Consider the following 23,295-nt stretch of genomic DNA (forward strand, 5'->3'; position numbering starts at 1 on the left):
TGTGCTTCAAATCGCCTCTTTCGCTGTTGCAGTCGCTGGATCGCCGGTATTTGGCGTATCATGCGGTTCGATCAGGAGGAGGTGGGTTTCTTGCTCGGCGACGGGCCGGTGCTCGACCCCCTTCGGCACCACGTAGAGATCGCCGGGTCCAAGATCCACGTCGCGGTCGCGAAGCTGGATCGTAAGCCTGCCCTTGAGGACGAGGAAGAGGTCGTCGGTGTTGGCGTGAGCGTGCCAAACGAACTCGCCTTGGACCTTCACGACCATGATGTCGTGGCCGTTGAAGCTCTCGACGACCTTCGGCGACCAATGCTCCGTGAAGGTCGCCAGCTTCTGATCCAGATTGACTACGGGCATGGTGTTTCTCTCTCTTTGCGCGAGCCGCCCGTCGTCATCATCGACCGGCAGCATTGAAGAATATCACGCCGGGTCCGGTGCGCGGCGTCGCATGGGCCGAGCGAAGATCACGACGTTGCCGAGAAGGATGAGCGGTAGCCCGGCGATCGCCCAAGGCGTCCAGACATAGTCCTCCAGCACCGTGGACACGGCGAGCGCCACCACCGGGAACAGCACCGTCGCGTAAGCCGCCCGGTCGGCCCCGACGCGCGCGACCAGCGAGAGGTAGGCGAGAAAGGCCAGAATCGAGCCGGGAATGGCGAGGTAGAGCAGGCTGAGGAGATAGGCGGGTGAGAGATCGATCGCGAAGCCGCGGCCGCGCGCCAGGACCAGAAGGGCGAGGAAGACGGCGCCCCACGTCATGCCGCGCGCCACCGCGTTCGGCAGGTCGACCCCATCGCTCGCGGCGCGCAGCGACACGAGATTGCCGAGCGAGAAGACGAAGGTGCCGCCGAGCGCCAGGGCGACCCCGTAGGCCACCGCACCGCCCGCCTCCATTCGTGCAAAGTCCGCTCCGAACAGGAGCGCGATGCCGGCGATCCCCAATGCCGCGCCGAGAAGAACGCGCCTGCTCGGCCGCCTGCCGAGGAAGACCCACTGGTTGACGGCGTTGAAGACGGTGGCGGCCGAGAACAGGACGGACACGATGCCGCTCGCGACGTGCTGCGTCGCCTCGTAGATCAGCACGAAGTTGAGCCCGAACAGGCTGGCGCCCATCAGCGCGAACCAGCGGTGCTGCGACAGCGGCGCCGGCTTCAGCCGCCCCGTCAGCGCGAGCCCTGCCCAGAGAACCATGGCGGCGAGGACAAAGCGGTAGAAGATGGATGCTTCCATCGGCACCGGGCCGAGCTGGAGCTTGATGGCGTACCAGGTGAAGCCCCAGGCCAGAACAAGCGTTGCGAACAGGAAAGGGATCATCGGCCGCAGCCTCGTGACATATCATGCATGGTCGCGTTGTGCCGCAGAGCGCGCGGTCCGTCTGGCGCCGGCTTGCTCTCCTTGTCACGATCTTGCTGTAAACTGGTCCGGAGACAGCCCATGCCGCTTGCGGCAGCCGCACTCTCCGTGTTTCCTCACCAGCGGTTCACCGGCAGATTGAACGGAATGAGTGCGACGGACCTTGGCGGCTACACCGTTTTCGACCAGTTGCGGCGCGAGGGCGTGCCGCTGCGCGTTTCAGCGCGCCTGGGCGATGGTGTCGGGGCGGCTCTGTGGGACCGCAACGAGATAGCGTGGACCAAGTACGAAAACCCCGGTCACCACACCCTCAGCCTCTATGTCGAGGGCGGCAGCGGGATCAGCCGCCGCGGCGGCCGGGCCGCTCTCGAAAGCGCGGGAGCGGGCAGCCTGTGCCTGATGCCCTCGGACCTGACCACCGATTGGGACGTCAGCGGCGAGGTGCGGCTGTTTCACCTCTACATCCCGCGCGCGGCCTTCGACCGGGTCGTGGTGGAGGCGCTGGATGCCGACCCCGCGCGGGTGTCGCTGCGCGATGCGACCTACTTCCATGACGCCTACCTGGAAGCCGCCATTCGAGGCGCCGTGCTGCCGTTGAGCTGGGATGAGCCGGCTGACAGGCTAGCCGTCAGCCATGCGAGCCAGATGATGCTCGCCTATCTCGCCTCCCGCTTCACGGACAGGGGCTCCTTCCCGCTGGCTGCCCGCGGCGGACTGTCACCCGGCGTGCTGCGCCGGGTAACAGAGTTCATGGACGCCCACGTCGACCGGCCGCTTTGCCTCGGAGATCTTGCTGGCGTGGCGGGCCTCAGCGCCTTTCATTTCGCCCGCGCCTTCAAGCGGTCGACCGGCCAGAGCCCGCACGATTACCTGCTGCGCCAGCGGATCGAGCGGGCCAAGCGACTGATCGAGACCGGGCAAGGCTCGCTCGCCGAGATCGCACTGAGCTGCGGTTTCAGCGGGCAGAGCCACTTCACAGCGCGGTTTCGGCAGGTCACCAGTCTGACGCCGGGGCAGTTCCAGCGCGCCACCGGCGCATCTCGCAGAGCCAAGGCGCACTAAGCGGAGCTGCGGGCAGTCGCAAATATCGGGATTTCTGCGACTTGAGATGCGACGGCGGACCGGTAGAGACGCAGCGCGTCGGCCGTCCGGGCCTCCAATTATACGCGGTCGACGCCGCAATCCCGCATCGACACGCCTCACTTTCGCGATCATCCTCATCTGAGGATTTGTCGTGATGCACCGTGGAGCGCGCCGATGATCGCCGCAGCACGATCTTGGTCGTCGAGGTGCTTCAGCCGTCGCCGCCAGCTTCTATCCGGGAGACCACCGCATCGAGGTCGCGGCGGAATGCTTCCGGCGTATAGGGGGTCGCCACCACAGCGCCCTTCAGCGCGGGCCAAGGGATCAGAAGCTCGAACTCAATGTCCCGCAGGCGTGACAGGCTCTCAAGGAAGGCCCGGCGATCGCTGCTTTCGAGGAGCACGCCCCGCAGCTCGCCGTCTTTGACGAGAAGGCTGTCCGCGGTGAATAGGCATCTCGCGTCCGGACCATGCCAGAGATACGCCGTCGAGCCAGGCGTATGGCCGGGAATGGGAATGGCCCTGAGGTCGGGTCTGATCTGCCGGGCATCGTCGAACGTCTGGGCAATCGCGACTTTCTTTTCCGCCTCCTCGCGATCTGCCTCATGGATGATGACGGGCGTTCCTAGCCGATCCGCGATCGCTTGAGCGCCGGTGATCCCCTCGTGCCAGTGGCCGAGCCAGAGCGCTCCCGCGCCCCCGAGCCGGTCGATCGCGCTGGCGCTGCGGAGCGCGCCCTCGCTGGCGTTAAGCAGGAGGTTTCCGTCGTCGCTGCAGATGAGAAAGGACCGCACCACCTCGTCGGGCGCGAAGCTGAGCTCCTGAGGGGCGCTCGCGAAGAGGTTCGTTGTTATCGGATCAAGCGCTTCCATTTCGGGCGAAGCTGCTTGGATGTTCATCGGTCTGCTCCTTGTCCGTGTTGAAGGAGCACCTTAGATAGAACCTCAACCATAGTTGAGGTCAAGGCTTTCCGACGAGAAATGTCAAAACGTCTCGAAATGCTCTCGGCGGGTCAGATCGCGCAGCGCAGCGGCGTCGCGGTTTCTGCGCTGCACTTCTACGAGCGCAACGGGCTTATCTCCGCAATGCGCAGCGCCGGAAATCAGCGCCGCTATGCGCGGGCCGTGCTGCGAAGGGTGGCGATCATTCGCGTGGCCACGGAGCTCGGCATTCCGCTCTCTGCGGTGAAGACGGCCTTCGACAGCCTTCCGCGCGACCGCGTTCCGACCGCGTCGGACTGGGAGCGCATCGCGTCGGGTTGGCGCGCCATGCTGGACGAGCGGATCACGCGCACGGTGCTGCTACGCGACCGCCTGGCCGACTGTATCGGCTGCGGCTGCCTTTCGGTCAGCGCCTGTCCCCTCGCCAATCCCGACGATATCGCCGCGGAACGCGGCACCGGCGCGGTGGAGCTGGAGCCGTGACGACAGTCGCTCGTTGCGAATATTTCGATTAAAACGATGGTTTTGCGCCTGATTCTTGCAACCTCGCAGAACGAGACTCCCGAGACAACGATGTAGGTCTGCTTCGGGTCGTGAGCTGAAGGACAGCCTATGCGTGTCGCGGTCGGAAAGCCGACTTTCCGCTTTCGGCCCAACCTGGGCCTTGCGGGTCGCATGTCCAAAAGGCCTCCTGGCGAAGGCTCACGACCCCACGAAATGGAGCGTCCACTCGTCGCGCTTCCCAGAACACAGGCGGTCCAAAGCCCGGCCGAACACATCCTCGTCCGGAGCGGCCGCTTCGAACAAGGTCATCGAGGACCGGAACTTGAGGTCATCGGGCGAGCCGAACATCTCGTGCAGCGAGCTGCCTTGGCTCTCCAGTACTGTCCGCGTGCAGAGCGTTAGCCGCGGGCCCAGCAGCTCGTGCAGGAGATAAGCCCGCGCCTCGTCGAGAGAGGCAATCCCATAAAGCTGCGCCGTTGAGGAATGACCGAGCCCGCGTAACTGAGGGAAGACGAACCACATCCAGTGGCTCTTCTTCCGGGCGGCTTTCAGCTCCGCAAGCGCGGTGTCGAACACCGGCGCCTGTGCCGTGACGAAGCGCTCGAGATCGAACGGATTGGCCATCACGAAACTGCCTTTGCTGGTGCGAGGGTTCTTCTGCGCTTCGGCACCTCGGCAAGCTCGATCCATGTCGGCGCATGATCGCTGGTCTTCTCCCAGCCGCGCACCTGACGGTCGACCCCAGCAGCGGCCAACCGAGGGGCGATGGAGGGGCTGAGCAGCAGATGATCTATCCGCAGGCCGGCATCGCGGCCATAGGCGTTCCGAAAGTAATCCCAGAACGTATAGATCCGCTCATCCGGATGAAGTTTACGCAGCGCGTCCGTCCATCCCTGCGCGACGAGGCGGCGATAGGTTTCGCGCACCTCGGGGCGGAACAGCGCGTCGTCGAGCCAGCGCTCCGGTTTATAGACGTCGAGATTCGTGGGCATAACGTTGTAGTCCCCGGCGAGGACGACCGGCAGCCCAGTCGCCAGCAGGTCGGCCGCATGGGCCGAGAAGCGCTCGAACCAGCGGAGCTTGTAGTCGAACTTCGGCCCGGGCGCGGGGTTGCCGTTCGGTAGATACAGGCAGCCGATCAGGACGCCCTTCACAGCCGCCTCGATATAGCGGCTGTGTGTGTCGTCGGGATCCCCGGGGAGACTGCGACGGGTCTCGTGAAGCTCTGCTCCCCGCGCGAGGATGGCGACGCCGTTCCAGCTCTTCTGCCCGTGCCAGATGGCGCTGTAGCCCGCGTCGCCGATCGCCGCTTCCGGGAATTTCTCCGGCGGCGCCTTCAGCTCTTGCAGGCACACCACGTCGGGCGCCGCTTCCGCCAGCCATCGGAGCAGGACGGTCAAGCGTCCGTTGACGCCGTTCACGTTGTAGGTGGCGATCTTCATCTGCTTGGTATCAGACAGAACCTGAAATTCCCGGCATTATTGGAACCGATGCTATCGCACGTCAGCTACCGACGTTTGGACAGCGCTTCTGCGCAGAAGATGTCGAGCGCTGTGATGAGAGCGACATTCGCGAAAGCGCCCGCGGCGACCGAGCGCTGCGGATTGTCGCGGTTGAATGCAGGGGCGAGGCCAGCGAGATCCAGGGCGTCGCCAGCCACGCGCGCCCACACCCCGGCGTCGGATCCTCGGATAGGAGGATGCCCAGCCCGGCGCCGATCTCGCGGAGCCCGTAAGCACCGGTCACGTTCCTGGCGAGGCGGCCCGGTTAGCGCGTTGAACATTGTCCGGCGAGGGGTACCAAGGTCGGGGAGCCAAGCGAACCTGCATTGACGCTGCGTCGCGATCTGGCCTCGGCCCTCGAACTCATGCACCGGGCCGCAGCGACTTCGGTAACGCGATCTCCTCGAAATGCTCGGCCAGACGGTGCAGCGTCTCCAGCATCACCGGCCCGGCCATCGCCCGGCCATGGCCCGTCACGAGCAGATCCGGATCCAGCGCTGCCAGCCGCCGCACGGACGCGGCGGCGGCTGTCCAGTCCGGCGTGAAATAGCGCGGCGGTCCATGCATCTCGGGCTCCTGGACGGCGATCTCGTAGGCTGATTCCTGTCCCGTCGTGATGATCGCGTCACCCGCGATTAGTGTTCGGTCCCCTTCGCGCCAGAAGGATACATGGCCAGGCGTGTGACCGGGCGTGTGGAGCCATCGCCATCCCGGCAGGAACGGCACGCTGCCGTCCTCCGGAAGAGTCTGGAGGCGGCGGGAGACGTCGATGGGCGAGCGGGGAAACAAGGGGGCGAGCTTGGGCATGATCCCGCCGTCGGCGCCGGTGTCCGGCGCGGGATAGGACTGGCGTCCGGTGAGGAAGGGGTGCTCCAGCGGGTGAGCGTAGATCGGCGCGTCCCACGCCTCGCTTAGATCCTCGAGGGCGCCGATGTGATCGAAATGGCCGTGCGTCTGGATGATCGCCGCCGGACGTGACGACGCTCCGAAGCGCGACGCGGCACCGGCGATGATCTCCTTCTTGGTGCCAGTGACGCCCGTGTCGATCAGCACCCAGCCGCGATCGCCAGGATCCGGGGGACCGACGAAGGCGACGTTGACCATCGCTGCACGTAGGTAGGCTACGTCGGTCCGCACTTCGCGAACATGGGCGGCATCGACCTGCTCGGGCGCGCGTGCGCTCTCCGGCAGTGGAATCTGGACGGCCATTGCCTTGGGTCTCCTCGTGAACAGCAAGGGCAACGTTCTAAGAAGGGGCATGTTGCACATGGAATTGCGCCCGCGATTGTGGAGAGCAATTTCGATTTCACGCGGCTGGCCCGCGACTCATCTAAGAGCGGCAGTATGCTCGTCTCGTGGACGGCGCTTGAAGCGAAAGGGGGGCGCCTTAAGCGTCGCCACTTGCTTGTTTTGTCCGATCGGGTCCACGGATAATCAACCGGCGTGGGTTAGGCTGTTCAAAGTCATCTCAGCCGCCCGGGCGTAACACCACCTTGATGACGCCGTCCTTCTTGTCGCGGAACTTCTTGTACATTTCCGGCGCGTCTTCGAGATCGGCAGGGTGGGTGACGACGAAGCTTGGGTCGATCTGGCCCGCCTCGATCTTCTCGAGCAGCGGCTTGGTGTAGGCCTGGACGTGGGTCTGGCCCATCTTGAAGGTCAGCCCCTTGTTCATTGCCGCGCCGATCGGGATCTTGTCGCCCATGCCGACATAGACGCCGGGGATGGAGATCGTCCCGCCCTTGCGGCAGCTGAAGATCGCTTCACGCAGAACGTGCACCCGGTCCGTGGCAAGCATCGTCACCGCTTTCACCTTATCGAGGACGGCGTCCGCCGCGCCGTGGGCGGAGGCCTCGCAGCCGACCGCGTCGATGCAGCTGTCGGGGCCGCGCTTGTCGGTTCGCGCCATCAACTCGTCATAGACATCGACCTTGGAGAAATCGATCGTCTCTGCCCCGCCTGCCTCGGCCATGGCGAGACGCTCGGGCACTTCGTCGATCGCGATCACCCGGCCGGCTCCCATCATCAGCGCCGAGCGGATGGCGAACTGGCCGACCGGTCCACAGCCCCAGATCGCGACGGTGTCGCCGTCCTTGATCTGGGCGTTCTCGGCGGCCATGTAGCCGGTCGGGAAGATGTCGGAGAGGAACAACGCCTGCTCATCGGAAAGGCTGTCCGGCACCTTGATCGGCCCGACGTCGGCCATAGGCACCCGCAGATATTCGGCCTGGCCGCCGCTGTAGCCGCCGAGCATGTGGCTGAAGCCGAAGAGGCCAGCCGGGGAGTGGCCCATCGCCTTGATCGCCATCTCGGCATTGGGGTTCGTCGTGTCGCAGCAGGAGAACATGCCGCGCTGGCAGAACCAGCATTGGCCGCAGCTGATGGTGAAAGGTACGACCACGCGGTCGCCGACTTTGAGGTTGGTCACCTCGGAGCCGAGCTCGATCACCTCGCCCATGTTCTCATGGCCCATGATGTCGCCGCTTTCCATCGTTGGCTGGTAGCCGTCGAGGAGGTGGAGATCCGAGCCGCAGATCGCACATGCGGTGATCTTGATGATCGCGTCGCGGGGATGTTGGATTTTCGGGTCGGGAACGGTGTCGACGCGAACGTCGCCTTTTCCATGCCAGCATAGCGCGCGCATTGGTCCATCTCCTCGCTCTGGTAAAGACGATCAACCAGCGCGTCGGGACAATGTTCCGGACGAAAGTGCTCAGCCCTCGATCTGCCGCGAGCAGGCGAAAAACGCAAAGCTGCGGTCTCCTCGGCCGCAGTCATGGCCTCGGTCGATGCAGATCATGTCGGCGCCGCTTCGGGGTTCAACAGCGTAATGGCGAGGATCGGGGGTCTGATCGCGACGGCGGTCTTCGGGTTCGTGGTCGCGCAAGGCGCGTCTGAAGATTTTCTCGCGGGATTTCGTGCGGCGGTCTCGGTCGGCGCAGCGTCCGCGGGGATCGCTGCCGCCGCGGCGTTCCTGCTGGTCAGCCCAAAACGATCGACGCCGATGGGGTGGACAAAGGCCCGGACATCGAAAGGACTCCGACGATGAAGCCATGCTCCCATAGGCGAGCGTCGCCCTATGCAAGAAGGGCCTCGCGCTCCCTTCGCGATCCAGCCATGCGCTCGCGCGCCGATGCCAGGACCGAGGCCGAGGCCGTGTTCGGCAGGCCGGCGCCGAAGGGCGGAGCGGGCGCGTATTCGAGGGAAAGCTGGATCGTCTCGGCTTCCTCTCGGCCGAGAAGCTCCGCGATGACCGTCAGGCCGAAGTCTATGCCGGACGTCACGCCGCCGGCCGTCATGATCGGTCCGTCCCGAACGACCCTCTCCTCGACCGGGGTCGCGCCGAACCGTGGAAGGAAGTCGAGCGCGTTCCAGTGCGTAGTGGCGCGGCGACCGGAGAGGAGGCCCGCTTGGCCGAGAACGAGCGCTCCTGTACAGACCGACGTGACGAAACGCGCTCTCGATGCCTTGTCTCGGACGAAGGCCAGAACCTCCTCGTCGGACAAAAGCGCGTTCACGCCACTGCCGCCGGGCACGCAGAGAACATCGAAGTCCGGTGCGTCGGCAAGCCGCGTATCCGGCGTCAGCATGAGACCGGTTGCCGACCGGATCGGCTGGAGGTCCTTCCAGACGAGGTGAACCTCCGCACCCCTGGCCGAGGCGAACACCTCGTAGGGGCCGGTGAGGTCGAGCTGCTGGACATTGGGAAAGCAGAGAATGCCGAAGCGAAGGGGCATGGGGTCGTTCCTCTCTTGACGGACCCAACCTATGGCAGGACAAGTTGGCATACACGCCAATCTTCGCTCGTTTCATGCCATCCATCATGCCGCACCGTATCGAGATCCTCGCCTTCGCCGATGCCCAGCTCCTGGACGTGACCGGGCCGGCGCAGGTCTTCGCGACGGCCAACGATCTGACGCCGGCGGGCACGTCCAAGCCCTACGAGATAGCGATTGTCTCGGCCCTGCCCGACGTCGTCACCAGCTCCGGCATCGTTCTCAGGGCAGAGCCTCTTTCACTCGGCGAGGCTGATGTCGGCACCCTGATCGTTTCTGGGGGATATGGCGTCGACGCTGCCTGCCGCGACCGATCCCTGATCGTCTGGATCCATCGACGCGCGGGCATGGCATCGCGCGTCGCATCCGTGTGCAGCGGCGCCATCCTCCTGGCCGAAGCCGGACTTCTCGACGGCCGCCGGGCGGTGACGCATTGGCAGCGCTGCGCCGAGTTCGCGTCCCGCTTTCCGTCGGTTCGGCTTGATCCGGACCCGATCTTCGTGTGCGATGGCACGATCTGGACCTCCGCGGGCATCACGGCCGGTATCGACCTCGCGCTGGCGATGGTCGAGGCGGATTGCGGGCGGGCTTTGGCGCTCGCAGTAGCGCGCCAGCTTGTCGTGTTCCTGAAGCGGCCGGGCGGGCAGGCGCAATTCAGCTGCGCGCTCGCCTTGCAGGGCGCCGACGCGAAATTCGAAGAATTGCATGCCTGGATCACTGATAACCTCAGCCGCGACCTGTCGGCCCTCGCAGATCAGGCGGGCATGAGCCTTCGCACCTTCTGTCGGCGTTACCGTCAAAGTACGGGACGCACGCCGGCGGACGGTGTTGAGATGATCCGTTTGGAAGGCGCGAGGCGGTATTTGGAGGAGGGTGCGAGCGTCACACGAGCGGCAGCGCGGTGCGGTTTCGGCTCGACCGAGACCATGCGTCGTGTCTTTCTTCGCCATCTGGGTGTTGGTCCGAACGCCTATCGAGAGCGCTTCCATGGCTGAAGAGGTTCGGCATGCACACTGGAGCGGCTGCTTTATCAGCCTCGTTGATTATCGCCGAATCTCTAACGGGATACGAGGCCGGCCATGAAGGCTACGTTCTCGATCTAAACAATGCCAGAATTGGATCTATCGCTTGGAGAAGGGGGCCAGGCGATACGGATCCCCCAGATTGGTCCCATGCATTCTGAAATTCTGCGATTTCGATCCCGACCACGCGATGCTCTGCGATCTCCTGGGAGCAAACCAATAGATCGTCCAATGTCAGGCCGCCTTCATGGCAATAGTCGGTGGGCACGATCCCGGGTTCGAGAACGTCGCAGTCGAGGTGAATGTAAATCGGACGACCGGAAATAGCTTGCCGGAGCGCTGCTGGCAGGTCGTCCGTCGGCCTTATGTGTGGAATGGCGAACTGCTCGATCAGCTCTTGTTCAAATGGATCAAGGTCGCGCTGCCCGACGAGGATCAGTGAGTTCAACGAAAGACCTGCGCCAAGGTCGGAGTTCCAAAGGCCCGCGGCTCCAGCAAGCACTAATCCACCGAGATAGCCGGTTGTCGTTGATCCCGGAGTGTTCAGATCAGCATGGGCGTCGAACCAGACGACACATGCACTCGGATGGTGCTTGATCACGACTGGAAGGGTTGCCAGAGAAACAGCGCAGCGGCTGGTGGCAGCAACGGATGCTGAGCCTTCTGCAAACACGGATTCGAGCCTGTCTTGCATAAGACGCAGCGCCGGCATGGCCGCCTCAAGCTCCTCCCGCCACCCCTTATTCAATGCAGGTTCGAAATTGCCGATCGTCGTCGGTGCGATGCCAGTCTGGCCCAGCAGCGCGTTACCGATCGCAGCAGCACCGGGCATTGCAAGATCGTTATGATCTCCTGCCCGAGCATGGAATACGGTGTACGCCGCCTTCATTACCAAGTTCCCCCTCTGGCGTGTTCCTCCTGCTCAGATACGCAGCTAACGATCTCCGACTCAAACTTCGTCAGCTCTCGGCAAACGCGGCAGTGGTTGGGAACGCCTTACAAGGGTCGCAAACAGCCGTCGCCCCCTCATTCGCCATCCCCTGTGTTTTCTCTCTAGCGTCGCCGAAGCTACGACATAAGGCGGCAGCGCCTTGTAAATCTCGACCCCTGCGACCGACCTTGACGACACTTGTTGTCGAGGAGGCATGACTTGTCCGCCACAAAAATCCTCTGGGGCCAGATCACCATTATCGTCCTGATCGTGCTCGCCACGACCTGGGCCGCTACGCAATGGACGGCATGGAAGCTAGGCTTCCAGCCTCAGCTCGGTGCGCCCTGGTTCGAGCTGGCGGGGGTCCCATTCTACCATCCACCGGCGTTCTTCTGGTGGTGGTATTCTTACGAGGCCTACGCGCCGGGAACTTTCAACCGCGGCGGCATCATTGCCGCGTCCGGCGGCTTCCTTTCCATTGCCGTGGCGATCGGCATGTCGGTCTGGCGGGCGCGCGAGGCCAAGAACGTCGAGACCTATGGCTCGGCGCGTTGGGCGAAGCCGAACGAGATCAAGTCCGCTGGTCTGCTCGGCCCCGATGGCGTGGTGCTCGGCAAGCTCGATCGCGATTATCTCCGACACGACGGCCCGGAGCATGTGCTGTGCTTTGCGCCAACGCGGAGCGGCAAAGGCGTCGGCCTCGTCGTGCCGACGCTGCTGACTTGGCCGGGTTCGGCAATTGTCCACGACATTAAGGGCGAGAACTGGCAGCTCACGGCCGGCTTTCGCGCCAGGCACGGACGCGTGCTGTTGTTCGATCCGACGAACACGAAGTCGTCCGCTTATAATCCCCTGCTGGAGGTGCGGCGTGGCGAGTGGGAAGTGCGCGACGTCCAGAATGTCGCCGACGTCCTGGTCGATCCCGAGGGATCACTCGAAAAGCGGAATCATTGGGAGAAGACCAGCCACTCGCTCCTCGTCGGCGCGATCCTGCATGTTCTCTACGCCGAGACCGACAAGACGCTCGCCGGCGTCGCCGGGTTCTTGTCGGATCCCAAGCGGCCGATCGAGACCACGCTCGCGGCGATGATGGCGACGCCGCATCTCGGAGAAGCCGGACCGCATCCCGTGGTGGCCTCCACGGCGCGCGAGCTATTGAACAAATCCGACAACGAGCGGTCGGGTGTGCTCTCCACCGCAATGTCGTTCCTCGGCCTCTATCGAGATCCCGTCGTCGCCGAGGTGACGCGATGCTGCGACTGGCGGATCGCCGACCTCATCGCAGCCTCCAAGCCGGCGACGCTCTACCTCGTCGTGCCGCCTTCGGACATCGCACGCACGAAGCCGCTCATCCGCCTTGTGCTCAACCAGATCGGTCGACGCCTGACTGAAGATCTTCATGCGAAGGACCGTCGGCACCGCGTCCTGATGATGCTCGACGAATTCCCCGCACTCGGTCGCCTCGATTTCTTCGAGAGCGCCTTGGCCTTCATGGCGGGATACGGCCTCAAGGCATTTCTGATCGCGCAATCGCTCAATCAGATCGAGAAAGCCTACGGCGCGAACAACTCGATCCTCGACAACTGCCATGTCCGCGTGAGCTTCGCGACCAACGACGAGAGGACCGCCAAGCGTGTATCGGACGCGCTGGGCACCGCCACCGAAATGAAGGCGATGAAGAACTATGCCGGGCACCGGCTGTCGCCTTGGCTCGGCCACCTCATGGTGTCGCGCTCGGAAACGGCGCGGGCCCTGCTCACGCCGGGCGAGGTGATGCAGCTCCCGCCAACCGATGAGATCGTCATGGTGGCCGGTACGCCGCCGATCCGCGCGAAAAAGGCCCGCTACTACGAAGATGGGCGGCTGAACGAGCGCATCTTGCCACCTGCCGATTCGGGGAAGCGCGGTCGATCGGCGCGCGCGGACAACTGGTCATCACTCGCCCCGCAGGAACCTTCGCCGACGCTTCTCTCCGAGACCGAGAATGCCGGACGAGATGCGGCCAATAGCGGTCTGCGCCGCGAACCCGAGCTGCCGGCTCACGTCGCCATCGTTAGGGAGACCAGCGAGCCAAAGCGGCAGGAGGAGTTCGCCATCATGGATGACAACGAGCCTGAGGACGCCGCCAGGCAGAACAGCATCCTGCGCCAGCAGATGCGCGGCGTTGCGCGCCAGGTCGCGCTCGACCCCAACGACGGCATCGAAATGTGAGGCTGAACCATGCGCGACCGGATGAACGTCTATTTTCCACCTGAGATGCTGAAACAGATCGTCGAGCTTGCCGATCGCAAGAAGCTGTCCCGCTCGGCAATTGTCGAGGCGGCGGTAGCGTCCTTCCTGTCACCTGATGGCGCGGACCGACGCGAGGCGGCGTTCACCCGTCGCCTCGATCGGCTCTCGCGGCAGGTGCAGCGCATGGAGCGCGATCTTGGCGTCACGGCGGAAACGCTGGCGCTGTTCGTCCGATTCTGGCTGACCATCACGCCGCCCCTGCCGAACGACGCCCAGGGTGCCGCACAGATCAAGGGACGCGAGCGGTTCGACGGGTTCATCGAAGCGCTCGGCCGGCGCCTGCAGAAAGGTCAAAGCTTCCTCCGGGAGATTCCCGACGACATCGGCGGCGTTTCATCCAGCGAAGAACCCGATGATTCGCGCAGGAACAACTGAACGGCCTTGATGAGATCGATTGGAAAAAGTCAGACGTTTCGCCCTTTCCTTCTATTTGTACGCCACGGTGCGACGACCCTCTTGAACTTGTTGTCAGGCCCCATTTCCTGCCCCTTCTAATCAACCCCGATCCAGGGCCGCCCTTCGCGCGGTCCCGCAAAGGACGGGGACGACATGGCGGCTTCTCACCAGCAATCCGAGGCGATCTCACGCGGCGCGCGCATGTTGCGCACGGCGCTCGGTCCCGCCATCGCCGGGTTCCTGGAGGATCGGCAGATCGTCGAGGTGATGCTCAACCCCGATGGGCGGCTCTGGATCGACCGCTTGTCCAAGGGGCTTTCCGATACGGGTGAGCGGCTGTCGCCCGCCGATGGCGAGCGCATCGTCCGGCTGGTCGCGCACCATGTCGGCGCGGAGGTCCATCCGGGGTCGCCGCGGGTGTCTGCGGAGCTGCCCGAGACGGGGGAGCGGTTCGAAGGCCTCCTGCCGCCGGTGGTGTCCGCGCCGGCCTTCGCGATCCGCAAACCCGCCGTCGCGGTGTTCACCCTCGACGACTATGTCGCCGCCGGCATCATGAAGGCCTGCCAGGCCGAGATGCTGCAGTCCGCAGTCGTGGCGCGCAAGAACATCCTCGTCGCCGGTGGCACCTCGACCGGCAAGACCACGCTGACCAACGCGCTCCTGGCCGAGGTCGCCAAGACCACCGACCGCGTGGTGCTGATCGAGGATACGCGCGAGCTGCAATGCGCCGCGCCGAACCTCGTTGCGCTTCGCACCAAGGACGGCGTCGCCTCGCTCTCCGAACTTGTTCGCTCCTCGCTCCGCCTGCGCCCCGACCGTATTCCGATCGGCGAGGTGCGCGGCAGCGAAGCCCTGGATCTCTTGAAGGCGTGGGGAACCGGCCATCCCGGCGGCATTGGCACCATACACGCAGGTTCCGCCATCGGCGCGCTGCGCCGCCTCGAACAGCTCATCCAGGAAGCCGTGGTCAACGTGCCCCGCGCGCTGATCGCCGAGACCATCGACGTCGTCGCGGTCCTGGCCGGTCGGGGATCGCAGCGCCGCCTCGTCGATCTCGCCGCTGTCGAGGGCCTGGGAGCCTCCGGCGACTACCGCGTCGGCCCGGCCGCGACGCCCGGCGCCACCCTTTCCGACAATCAGCCCCTCAATGGAGACCCGTCATGATCCAACACGCTTCACGCCTCCGTCGCCACATCGCGACGGCCGCCCTTGCAACCTTCGTCAGCCTGTCGCTGTCTCCCGCTGCCCAGGCCGCGGGCTCGTCGATGCCGTGGGAGGCGCCGCTCCAGTCGATCCTCGAATCGATCGAGGGCCCGGTGGCCAAGATCATCGCGGTGATGATCATCATCATCACCGGCCTGACACTCGCCTTCGGCGACAGCAGCGGCGGTGCGCGAAAGCTCATCCAGATCGTGTTCGGGCTGTCGATCGCCTTCGCGGCGAGCTCCTTCTTCCTGTCGTTCTTCTCGTTCGGCGGCGGGGCGCTCGTCTGATGGCGGACTTCGCCTCCGAAGCGCCGGTCGGTGGATTCTTCGCGCCCGTCCATCGAGCCTTGACCGAGCCGATCCTGCTCGGCGGCGCGCCGCGTTCGATCGCCATCCTCAACGGGACGCTGGCGGCGGCCCTCGGCCTTGGCCTGCGCCTCTGGCTGGTCGGCCTGGCGCTCTGGGCGATTGGCCATTTCGCGGCGGTCTGGGCGGCCAAGCGCGATCCGCTGTTCGTCGATGTCGTGCGCCGGCATCTGCGCATCCCCGGTCATCTGAACGTCTGACCCGGGAAGAACCGCATCATGATGAACCTTGCGGAATACCGCCGCACCTCCACCCGCCTCGCGGACTTCCTGCCCTGGGTCGCGCTCGCCGGCCAAGGCGTCGTCCTGAACAAGGACGGCTCGTTCCAGCGCACCGCCCGCTTCCGTGGCCCCGACCTCGACAGCGCCGTGCCCGCCGAACTCGTCGGTGTCGCCGGCCGCCTCAACAACGCATTCCGCCGCCTCGGCTCCGGATGGGCCATCTTCGTCGAAGCCCAGCGCCATCGCGCCGGAGCCTATCCGGCCAGCATGTTCCCAGAGGCTGCGTCAGCCCTGATCGACGCGGAGCGCAAAGCCGATTTCGAGGAGGAAGGCGCGCATTTCGAGTCGAGCTACTTCCTCACCCTTCTCTATCTGCCGCCGGCCGAGGACGTCGCGCGCGCCGAGAGCTGGCTCTACGAGGGCAAGGCGCAGGGTGGCTTCGATGCGGGCGAGATCCTGCGCGGCTTCGTCGACCGGACGGACCGGCTTCTCCAGCTCATCGAGGGCTTCATGCCCGAATGCGTCTGGCTCGATGACGCCGAGACGCTGACCTACCTGCATTCGACCGTCTCGACCAAGCGGCACCGCGTCCGCGTCCCCGAGACGCCGATGTATCTCGACGCGCTGCTCGCGGACCAGCCGCTGACCGGCGGGCTCGAACCACGATTGGGCAACGCGCATCTGCGGATCCTCACCATCGTCGGGTTCCCGACGGCGACGACGCCAGGGATTTTGGACGAGCTGAACCGGCTCGCCTTCCCGTACCGCTGGTCGACGCGGGCCGTGATGCTCGACAAGACCGAGGCGACGCGGCTGCTGACCAAGATCCGGCGGCAGTGGTTCGCCAAGAGGAAGTCGATCGCCTCCATCCTCAAGGAGGTGATGACCAACGAAGCGTCCGCGCTGGTCGATAGCGATGCCGCCAACAAGGCCGCCGACGCCGACCTAGCGCTTCAGGAACTCGGCTCCGACCTGATCGGCCAGGCCTATGTCACCGCGACCGTCTGCGTCTGGGACGAGAACCCGGCGATCGCCGACGAGAAGCTGCGGTTGGTCGAGAAGGTGATCCAGGGCCGCGACTTCACCACGATGACCGAGTCCATCAATGCCGCCGACGCCTGGCTTGGCTCTCTGCCCGGGCATGTCTACGCGAATGTCCGGCAGCCACCGGTCTCCACCCTCAATCTCGCCCACATGATTCCGCTCTCGGCGGTGTGGGCCGGGCCGGAACGCGACGAGCATTTTGCAGCTCCTCCCTTGCTCTTCGGCCGGACCGAAGGCTCGACCCCGTTCCGGTTCGCCCTCCATGTCGGCGATGTCGGTCACACCCTCGTGGTCGGCCCGACCGGCGCCGGCAAGTCAGTGCTGCTGACGCTGATGGCCTTGCAGTTTCGCCGCTACGAGAGGTCTCAGGTCTTCGCCTTCGACTTCGGCGGCTCGATCCGCGCGGCGGCACTCGCCATGGTCGGCGACTGGCACGATCTCGGCGGCGAACTCACCGACGGCGCGGCCGCATCGGTCTCGCTTCAGCCGCTCGCTCGGATCCATGAGACGCCCGAGCGCGCCTGGGCCGCCGACTGGATCGTCGCCATCCTCATGCGCGAGGGCATCACCATCACGCCGGACGTGAAGGAACTGCTCTGGTCGGCGCTTACCTCGCTGGCGTCGGCCCCCATGGCGGAACGCACGCTCACCGGCCTTTCCGTCCTCCTGCAATCCTCGGCCTTAAAGCAGGCACTCAAGCCTTATTGCGTCGGCGGGCCTTATGGCCGGCTGCTCGATTCCGAAGCGGAACAGCTCGGCGCGGCATCGGTCCAAGTGTTCGAGACCGAGGGCCTGATCGGCACCGGCGCGGCGCCTGCTGTGCTCGCCTACCTGTTCCACCGCATCGAGGACCGCCTCGATGGCCGGCCGACCCTGCTCATCGTCGATGAGGGCTGGCTTGCGCTCGACGACGACGGCTTCGCCGGCCAGCTTCGCGAGTGGTTGAAGACGCTGCGGAAGAAGAACGCTTCGGTCGTGTTCGCGACCCAGTCGCTCTCCGACATCGACAGCTCGGCGATCGCGCCAGCCATTATCGAAAGCTGCCAGACGCGGCTGCTGCTCCCGAACGAACGGGCGATCGAGCCGCAGATCACCGCCATCTATCGGCGTTTCGGGCTCAACGACCGGCAGATCGAGATCCTAGCCAGGGCGACACCGAAGCGGGACTATTACTGCCAGTCGAGGCGCGGCAACCGCCTGTTCGAGCTCGGCCTCGGCGAAGTCGCGCTCGCACTGTGCGCCACATCCTCGAAGACCGACCAGGCCGCGATTGAGCGGTTGCTGTCCGAACACGGCCGCGACGAATTCCTCGCCGCCTGGCTTCGCGCGCGCGGCGTCGCCTGGGCCGCCGACCTCATTCCCGACCTCACCAACCTGGAGACCCCGTCATGACCGACCGTCGTTCCTGCTCGCGCGCCGTGCTGCTCGCGGGCGCCGTCCTCGCCCTTCCGCTCAGCCTGTCGCCGGTGATGGTCGCGCCGGCTTCGGCGCAGTGGGTCGTCTATGACCCGACGAACTATGCCCAGAACGTGCTTCAAGCGGCGCGCGCCCTGCAGCAGGTCAACAACCAGATCACCTCTCTCCAGAACGAGGCTCAGTCGCTGATCAACCAGGCGCGCAACCTCGCGAGCCTGCCGCACTCCTCGCTTCAGCAGATCCAGCAGTCGGTGCAGCGGACGCAGGCGCTTTTGACCGAAGCGCAGAACATCGCCTTCGACGTCCAGCAGGTCGATCGGGCGTTCCAGTCCACCTACGGCAACGCCTCGATCTCGGCTTCCGATCGCGAGCTCGTCGCCGGTGCGCGCGAGCGCTGGCAGAACACGGTAGGCGGGCTTCAGGACGCGATGCGGGTCCAGGCCGGCGTCGTCGGCAACATCGACACCAACCGCGCCGAGATGTCGGCGCTGGTCGGCCGGAGCCAAGGAGCATCCGGCGCGCTCCAGGCGACCCAGGCCGGCAACCAGCTCCTGGCCCTCCAGGCACAGCAGCTCGCCGACCTCACCGCCGTCGTCGCGGCCAACGGTCGGGCCGACGCCCTTACCGCCGCCGAGCGGTCCGCCGCCGCCGAACAGGGCCGCGAGCAGCGCCGTCGTTTCCTGACGCCGGGCTCCGGCTACCAGCCGGGCAGCGCCCGCATGTTCCCGAACGGAAACTGAGAACCGCCATGGACGGAAGGATGCTCGCGCGGATCGGCGCCGTGGTCTTCGTCGCCTTCGCGCTCACCGCGACGGCGATCGAGATGACCCGCGAAGAGGAAGGGCCAGCGGCCGTGCCGGCGGTCGCTGCGACCGACGATCCTGGTCATCTCCCCACGGAGCTGACCCGGTGCCAGCAACTCGGCGAAGCGGCGACCAGCGACCAAGCCTGCCTTCGCGCCTGGGCGGACAACCGCCGTCGCTTCCTCGGCCTCGACGCCCCCGGGGCTGGCCGCTCGTCGGACGTCTCGGCCGTGCCCGTGACGGAGGCTCGTTGATCCGATGGAAGGCACCGGCGTCATCGACCGCTTTCTCGAGGTCTTTACCCGCTACATCGACAGCGGCTTCGGCCTGCTGAGCAGTGAGGTCGCCTTCATCGCGACCACCCTTATCGTCATCGACGTGACGCTCGCCGCGCTGTTCTGGGCCTGGGGCGCCGACGACGACATCATCGCCCGGCTGGTCAAGAAGACCCTGTTCGTCGGTGTCTTCGCCTACATCATCGGCAACTGGAACAACCTCGCCCAGATCATCTTCGAGAGCTTCGCCGGGCTCGGCCTCCAGGCGAGCGGCACGGGCTTCACCACCGCCGATCTTATGCGGCCCGGACGTGTCGCCCAGACCGGGCTCGACGCCGGAAGGCCGCTGCTGGAATCGATCTCCGACCTGATGGGCTACATCTCGTTCTTCGAGAACTTCATCCAGATCGCCTGCCTGTTTCTCGCCTGGGCGCTGGTGCTGCTCGCCTTCTTCATTCTCGCCGTCCAGCTCTTCGTCACCCTGATCGAGTTCAAGCTGACCACGCTCGCCGGCTTCGTGCTGATCCCCTTCGGCCTCTTCGGCAAATCCGCCTTCATGGCGGAGCGCGTGCTCGGAAACGTCATCTCGTCGGGCATCAAGGTGATGGTCCTTGCCGTCATCATCGGCATCGGCTCGACCCTTTTTGGCGAGTTCACCGCCGGCTTCGGCGGCCAGGAGCCGACGATCGATGACGCAATGGCGATCGTGCTCGCCGCTCTCTCTCTGCTCGGCCTCGGCATCTTCGGCCCCGGTATCGCCAGCGGCATCGTCTCCGGTGGTCCGCAGCTCAGCGCCGGTGCGGCCGTCGGCACCGGTATGGCCGCGGGCGGCATGATGATCGCCGGCGGAGCCGCTGCGGGTCTCGCCGCGAGGGGTGGAGCAGCGGCGCTTTCCGGTGGAGCGGCGGCCGTGCGGGGCGGCGCGGCCATGGCCGGTGGCGCATCGACCGCCTACAGCCTCGCCTCGGCCGGACAATCCGGCGGCGCGGGCGTGGCATCTGGCCTCGGCGGCGTCGCTCGTGCCGGTGGCAGCGCCGCGATGTCACCGCTCCGCCGCGCCGCTTCCAGTGCAACCGGCAGCGTCAAGGACAGCTTCAACGCCGGCGGCAAAGCCGCGTTCGAGGCGACCGGCGGCACATCTAGCATGGGCTCCATCGGTGGCGGAGCCGCCGAGGCGGCCGGTCCGCCGTCTCCCGACACTCCGCCCGCTTGGGCCCGGCGCATGAAGCGCTCCCAATCCCTCAGCCATGGCGCGACCGCCGTCGGCCATGCCGTCCGCTCCGGCGACGCCCATGGCGGCGGCTCCTCCGTCAACCTCTCCGAAAGCGACCGCTGATCATGTTCAAACGACCCTCGACCCACTACGGCAAGACCCCCGAGCCGGAGACGCCCTATCAGAAAGCCGCCCAGATTTGGGATGACCGCATCGGCTCGGCCCGCGTCCAGGCGAAGAACTGGCGGCTCGCCGCGTTCGGCTCGCTCCTGCTCGCCGGAGGGTTTGCTGGCGCGCTGGTTTGGCAGTCGGCGCGCGGCACCATTGTCCCCTGGGTCGTGCAGGTCGACCAGTTGGGCCAGGCCCAGGCCGTCGAGCCCGCAGTCGCCGCCTATCGGCCGACAGATCCGCAGGTCGCCTTCCATCTCGGCCGGTTTATCGAGCAGGTCCGTTCGATCCCGGCCGATCCCATCATCGTCCGGCAGAACTGGCTGCGCGCCTATGACTTCACGACGACAAGAGGCGCCGTGGCGCTGAACGAATACGCCCGCGCCAACGACCCCTTCTCACGCGTCGGGCAAGTGCAGATCTCGGTCGAGGTGTCGAGCGTCATCCGCGCCTCGCCGAGCAGCTTCCGGGTGGCGTGGACCGAACGGCGCTATCAGGACGGCAGTCTCGCCGGCACCGATCGCTGGACCGCCATTCTGACCGTCGCGGTGCAGCCGCCGCGCGACGCCGAACGGCTGCGCAAGAACCCGCTCGGCATCTTCGTCGACGCCATCAACTGGTCACGGGAGCTCGGATGATGACGCGCAGGTTCTTTTCCTCGGCCTTGCCTGTGCTTGTCGTCACCGCGACCGCGCTTGCCGGCTGCGCCACGGTCAAACCGCCGGAGATCAGCTATGACAGCACGGTTCCGTCGCTCCCGGCGCCGCCGGCTCCCTTGGTCGAGGAACGACCACGGCCGCTACACATCCCGCCGGCTTGGACGCCGAGCAGGGGGGGAACGGCCGCTCGGCAGCCGACGGCGCGTGTTCAGAACGCCAACGCGGCGGCGCGCGTCGAGCCGCGGCGCGATGGCTACTACAACGCTATCCAAATCTATCCCTACAGCGAGGGCGCGCTCTATCAGGTCTATGCGGCGCCCGGCCAGATCACCAGCATCGCGCTCGAGCCGGGCGAGAGCTTGACGGGGGCGGGGCCGATCGCCGCCGGTGACACGGCCCGTTGGATCATCGGCGATACGACCAGCGGCGCTGGCGGCACAAGCCGCGTTCATGTCCTGGTGAAACCGACGCGTGCGGACATCGAGACCAACCTCGTCATCAACACCGATCGCCGGACCTACCTCGTCGAGCTTCGCTCGGGCGAGACCCCCTACATGCCGTCCGTCGCCTGGTCCTATCCGGAGAGCCGGACGACGCGCACGGCTTTGGTGCCAGCGGCGCCCGTCATTCCGCCCGCCGTGCAACGGAACCACCGATATGCCTTGAGCGGTGATCGTCCGGCCTGGCGGCCGGTCTCGGTCTACGACGATGGCCGGCGAGTCTATGTCGAGTTCCCGCGCGGTATCGTCCAGGGCGAGATGCCGCCGCTCTTCGTCATCGGCTCGAACGGCGAGCCGGAGCTGGTCAACACCCGCATTCATCAGAACATCCTGATCGTCGACCGGCTGTTCGCAGCCGCCGAGCTGCGGCTCGGGGCTGAGGACCAGGAACGGGTGCGGATTATTCGAGCCGATGGGAGACCGCCGCGATGAGCGACACACCGACAAATGACGGCCGCGAAGAAGAAGCGGCGCGGGAGGTTCAGCCATCCGCGTCTGCCGACGCACTGCGTCTGCGTCCCGCCCCGCCGCGTGTCACCCGCCTGTCGCGCAAGGTTCTAGCCGGTCTTGGAGTGGTCGCCGGGCTCGGCATCGGCGGAGCGCTGATTTTCGGCCTGCAAGGAAGTGGCGATGGCGATGCTCCGGCTGAACTGATCACCACCGACAACCAGCCGACGGCGGATGGTCTGCGCCGCCTGCCGTCCGACTATGCGAACGTGCCGCAGCTCGGGCCGGCGCTTCCCGGCGATCTCGGCCGACCGATCGTGCGGGCGCGCGAGGAGGGCCGGCCCGTCCCAGCGCAACCGATGCCGGGCCCCGACCCCGAAGAGCAGCGCCGTCTTCAGGAGATCGAGGCCGCGCGCACCAGCGAGCTGTTCTTCAGTGCCGGGACGCAGTCGGCCGCGCCCGGCGTCTCGCTCGCCGGTCAGACCGCAGGCGGTCCGATCGGCCTCCAGGGGCTGGGCGGGGCAACGCCGCCTGGTGCACAGGATCGTCACGCCGGTTTCCTCAACGGTGCCGTGGATCGGCGCACCGTATCGACCGACCGGCTCGCTCCGACGGCGAGCCCCTACGTCCTGCAGGCCGGAGCCGTCATACCGGCGGCGCTGATCACCGGCATCCGTTCCGATCTCCCCGGCCAGATCATCGCCCAGGTGACCCAGCACATCTACGACAGCCCCACCGGCCGCTACCTTCTCGTGCCGCAGGGAACGCGCCTGATCGGCCAATACGACAGCGGCGTCGCCTTCGGTCAGCGCCGGGTGCTCCTCGTCTGGAATAGGCTGATCCTGCCCAATGGGCATTCGATCGTGCTGGAGCGGCAGCCTGGCGCGGACGCGCAGGGCTTCGCAGGCCTTGAGGACGGCGTCGACTATCATTGGTGGGATCTCGCCAAAGCGGCGTCGCTATCGACGCTCCTCGGCATCGGCTCTGAGCTGGCGATCAATGACGAGCAGCGCTTGCTCGGCGCCATCCGCGACGGCGCGCAGGACACCGTCAATGATGCGGGTCAGGCCATCGTCGAGCGTCAGCTCAACGTCGAACCGACCCTCACCATCCGGCCAGGGTTTCCAGTCCGGGTGATCGTGACCCGCGACCTCGTGCTCGAACCCTTCGGAGGCTGAT

At 65.8% G+C, this 23,295-nt stretch carries 26 protein-coding genes; 16 read left to right on the plus strand and 10 right to left on the minus strand.

All coding sequences use genetic code 11. The annotated features are described in order from the left end of the window. Positions 1-6 precede the first annotated feature (6 nt). Entirely contained in the window at positions 7-411 is a 405-nt protein-coding gene (locus AAFN89_RS15115; RefSeq protein WP_347539927.1) for a cupin domain-containing protein, read from the minus strand. Positions 412-420: 9 nt separating this feature from the next. Beyond that, entirely contained in the window at positions 421-1,314 is an 894-nt protein-coding gene (locus AAFN89_RS15120; protein WP_347539928.1) for a DMT family transporter, read from the minus strand. A gap of 186 nt (positions 1,315-1,500) precedes the next feature. Here AAFN89_RS15120 and AAFN89_RS15125 point away from each other — a divergent pair, with 186 nt between their 5' ends. Continuing rightward, positions 1,501-2,415, plus strand: a complete 915-nt coding sequence (locus tag AAFN89_RS15125; protein ID WP_347539995.1) for an AraC family transcriptional regulator — start codon at positions 1,501-1,503, stop codon at positions 2,413-2,415. 232 nt (positions 2,416-2,647) lie between these two features. On the opposite strand, the gene AAFN89_RS15130 is transcribed toward AAFN89_RS15125, so the two are convergent. After that, positions 2,648-3,334, minus strand: coding sequence for an MBL fold metallo-hydrolase (locus AAFN89_RS15130; RefSeq protein WP_347539929.1), 687 nt, complete (start codon positions 3,332-3,334; stop codon positions 2,648-2,650). An 81-nt stretch (positions 3,335-3,415) separates the two neighbouring features. On the opposite strand from AAFN89_RS15130, the gene soxR reads away from it, so the two are divergent. Continuing rightward, complete coding sequence (gene soxR, locus AAFN89_RS15135) at positions 3,416-3,859, plus strand: redox-sensitive transcriptional activator SoxR (protein WP_347539931.1); 444 nt, start codon at positions 3,416-3,418, stop codon at positions 3,857-3,859. 219 nt (positions 3,860-4,078) lie between these two features. Here soxR and AAFN89_RS15140 read toward each other — a convergent pair whose 3' ends face one another. The 5 genes from AAFN89_RS15140 to AAFN89_RS15160 form a co-directional block, all read right to left on the minus strand. Then, positions 4,079-4,504 (minus strand): DUF1810 domain-containing protein, encoded by a 426-nt coding sequence (locus AAFN89_RS15140; protein WP_347539932.1) that lies wholly within the window; start codon positions 4,502-4,504, stop codon positions 4,079-4,081. Further along, complete coding sequence (gene xth, locus AAFN89_RS15145; protein WP_347539933.1) at positions 4,504-5,322, minus strand: exodeoxyribonuclease III; 819 nt, start codon at positions 5,320-5,322, stop codon at positions 4,504-4,506. Before xth ends, AAFN89_RS15140 begins: the two co-directional genes overlap by 1 nt. A gap of 65 nt (positions 5,323-5,387) precedes the next feature. After that, complete coding sequence (locus tag AAFN89_RS15150) at positions 5,388-5,540, minus strand: hypothetical protein (RefSeq protein ID WP_347539934.1); 153 nt, start codon at positions 5,538-5,540, stop codon at positions 5,388-5,390. A gap of 205 nt (positions 5,541-5,745) precedes the next feature. Then, the gene (locus AAFN89_RS15155; protein ID WP_347539935.1) at positions 5,746-6,591 is read right to left on the minus strand and encodes an MBL fold metallo-hydrolase; all 846 of its coding nucleotides are present in this window, start codon (positions 6,589-6,591) and stop codon (positions 5,746-5,748) included. 259 nt (positions 6,592-6,850) lie between these two features. After that, complete coding sequence (locus tag AAFN89_RS15160) at positions 6,851-8,026, minus strand: zinc-dependent alcohol dehydrogenase (RefSeq protein ID WP_347539936.1); 1,176 nt, start codon at positions 8,024-8,026, stop codon at positions 6,851-6,853. Between the two features lie 132 nt (positions 8,027-8,158). Here AAFN89_RS15160 and AAFN89_RS15165 point away from each other — a divergent pair, with 132 nt between their 5' ends. Beyond that, complete coding sequence (locus AAFN89_RS15165) at positions 8,159-8,431, plus strand: hypothetical protein (protein WP_347539937.1); 273 nt, start codon at positions 8,159-8,161, stop codon at positions 8,429-8,431. 28 nt (positions 8,432-8,459) lie between these two features. Here the strand turns inward: AAFN89_RS15165 and AAFN89_RS15170 are convergent, their stop codons facing one another. Beyond that, positions 8,460-9,119, minus strand: a complete 660-nt coding sequence (locus tag AAFN89_RS15170) for a DJ-1/PfpI family protein (RefSeq protein ID WP_347539938.1) — start codon at positions 9,117-9,119, stop codon at positions 8,460-8,462. Between the two features lie 86 nt (positions 9,120-9,205). Here AAFN89_RS15170 and AAFN89_RS15175 point away from each other — a divergent pair, with 86 nt between their 5' ends. Next, complete coding sequence (locus AAFN89_RS15175; protein ID WP_347539939.1) at positions 9,206-10,153, plus strand: helix-turn-helix domain-containing protein; 948 nt, start codon at positions 9,206-9,208, stop codon at positions 10,151-10,153. Positions 10,154-10,244: 91 nt separating this feature from the next. On the opposite strand, the gene AAFN89_RS15180 is transcribed toward AAFN89_RS15175, so the two are convergent. Next, on the minus strand, positions 10,245-11,069 hold the full coding sequence (locus tag AAFN89_RS15180) for an arginase family protein (RefSeq protein ID WP_347539941.1): 825 nt from the start codon (positions 11,067-11,069) through the stop codon (positions 10,245-10,247). Between the two features lie 261 nt (positions 11,070-11,330). Between AAFN89_RS15180 and AAFN89_RS15185 the strand changes: the two genes are divergently transcribed. From AAFN89_RS15185 to AAFN89_RS15240, 12 genes are all read left to right on the plus strand, one after another. Next, positions 11,331-13,322, plus strand: coding sequence for a conjugal transfer protein TraG (locus tag AAFN89_RS15185; RefSeq protein ID WP_347539942.1), 1,992 nt, complete (start codon positions 11,331-11,333; stop codon positions 13,320-13,322). Between the two features lie 9 nt (positions 13,323-13,331). Continuing rightward, positions 13,332-13,778: a ribbon-helix-helix protein, CopG family gene (locus AAFN89_RS15190; protein ID WP_347539943.1), complete on the plus strand. Its 447-nt coding sequence runs from the start codon at positions 13,332-13,334 to the stop codon at positions 13,776-13,778. Positions 13,779-13,952: 174 nt separating this feature from the next. Then, complete coding sequence (gene trbB / locus AAFN89_RS15195; protein ID WP_347539945.1) at positions 13,953-14,963, plus strand: P-type conjugative transfer ATPase TrbB; 1,011 nt, start codon at positions 13,953-13,955, stop codon at positions 14,961-14,963. Next, positions 14,960-15,292: a TrbC/VirB2 family protein gene (locus AAFN89_RS15200; RefSeq protein ID WP_347539946.1), complete on the plus strand. Its 333-nt coding sequence runs from the start codon at positions 14,960-14,962 to the stop codon at positions 15,290-15,292. Before trbB ends, AAFN89_RS15200 begins: the two co-directional genes overlap by 4 nt. Continuing rightward, a complete protein-coding gene (locus AAFN89_RS15205) occupies positions 15,292-15,570 on the plus strand; it encodes a VirB3 family type IV secretion system protein (RefSeq protein ID WP_347539947.1) in 279 nt (92 codons plus the stop codon). Before AAFN89_RS15200 ends, AAFN89_RS15205 begins: the two co-directional genes overlap by 1 nt. 18 nt (positions 15,571-15,588) lie before the next feature. After that, positions 15,589-18,027, plus strand: coding sequence for a conjugal transfer protein TrbE (trbE, locus tag AAFN89_RS15210; RefSeq protein WP_347539948.1), 2,439 nt, complete (start codon positions 15,589-15,591; stop codon positions 18,025-18,027). After that, complete coding sequence (gene trbJ, locus AAFN89_RS15215) at positions 18,024-18,791, plus strand: P-type conjugative transfer protein TrbJ (RefSeq protein ID WP_347539949.1); 768 nt, start codon at positions 18,024-18,026, stop codon at positions 18,789-18,791. Before trbE ends, trbJ begins: the two co-directional genes overlap by 4 nt. Before the next feature lie 8 nt (positions 18,792-18,799). Then, positions 18,800-19,108 (plus strand): putative entry exclusion protein TrbK-alt, encoded by a 309-nt coding sequence (trbK-alt, locus tag AAFN89_RS15220; protein WP_347539950.1) that lies wholly within the window; start codon positions 18,800-18,802, stop codon positions 19,106-19,108. Between the two features lie 4 nt (positions 19,109-19,112). Then, a complete protein-coding gene (trbL, locus tag AAFN89_RS15225) occupies positions 19,113-20,465 on the plus strand; it encodes a P-type conjugative transfer protein TrbL (RefSeq protein ID WP_347539951.1) in 1,353 nt (450 codons plus the stop codon). Further along, a complete protein-coding gene (trbF, locus tag AAFN89_RS15230; protein WP_347539996.1) occupies positions 20,462-21,148 on the plus strand; it encodes a conjugal transfer protein TrbF in 687 nt (228 codons plus the stop codon). The genes trbL and trbF overlap by 4 nt, the downstream gene beginning before the upstream one ends. Next, the gene (trbG, locus tag AAFN89_RS15235) at positions 21,148-22,101 is read left to right on the plus strand and encodes a P-type conjugative transfer protein TrbG (RefSeq protein ID WP_347539998.1); all 954 of its coding nucleotides are present in this window, start codon (positions 21,148-21,150) and stop codon (positions 22,099-22,101) included. The genes trbF and trbG overlap by 1 nt, the downstream gene beginning before the upstream one ends. Then, positions 22,098-23,294 (plus strand): TrbI/VirB10 family protein, encoded by a 1,197-nt coding sequence (locus AAFN89_RS15240; RefSeq protein ID WP_347539952.1) that lies wholly within the window; start codon positions 22,098-22,100, stop codon positions 23,292-23,294. Before trbG ends, AAFN89_RS15240 begins: the two co-directional genes overlap by 4 nt. Position 23,295 lies beyond the last annotated feature (1 nt).

It is taken from the genome of Inquilinus sp. CAU 1745 (genome assembly GCF_039839375.1).
Classification (GTDB): domain Bacteria; phylum Pseudomonadota; class Alphaproteobacteria; order DSM-16000; family Inquilinaceae; genus JBDOQU01.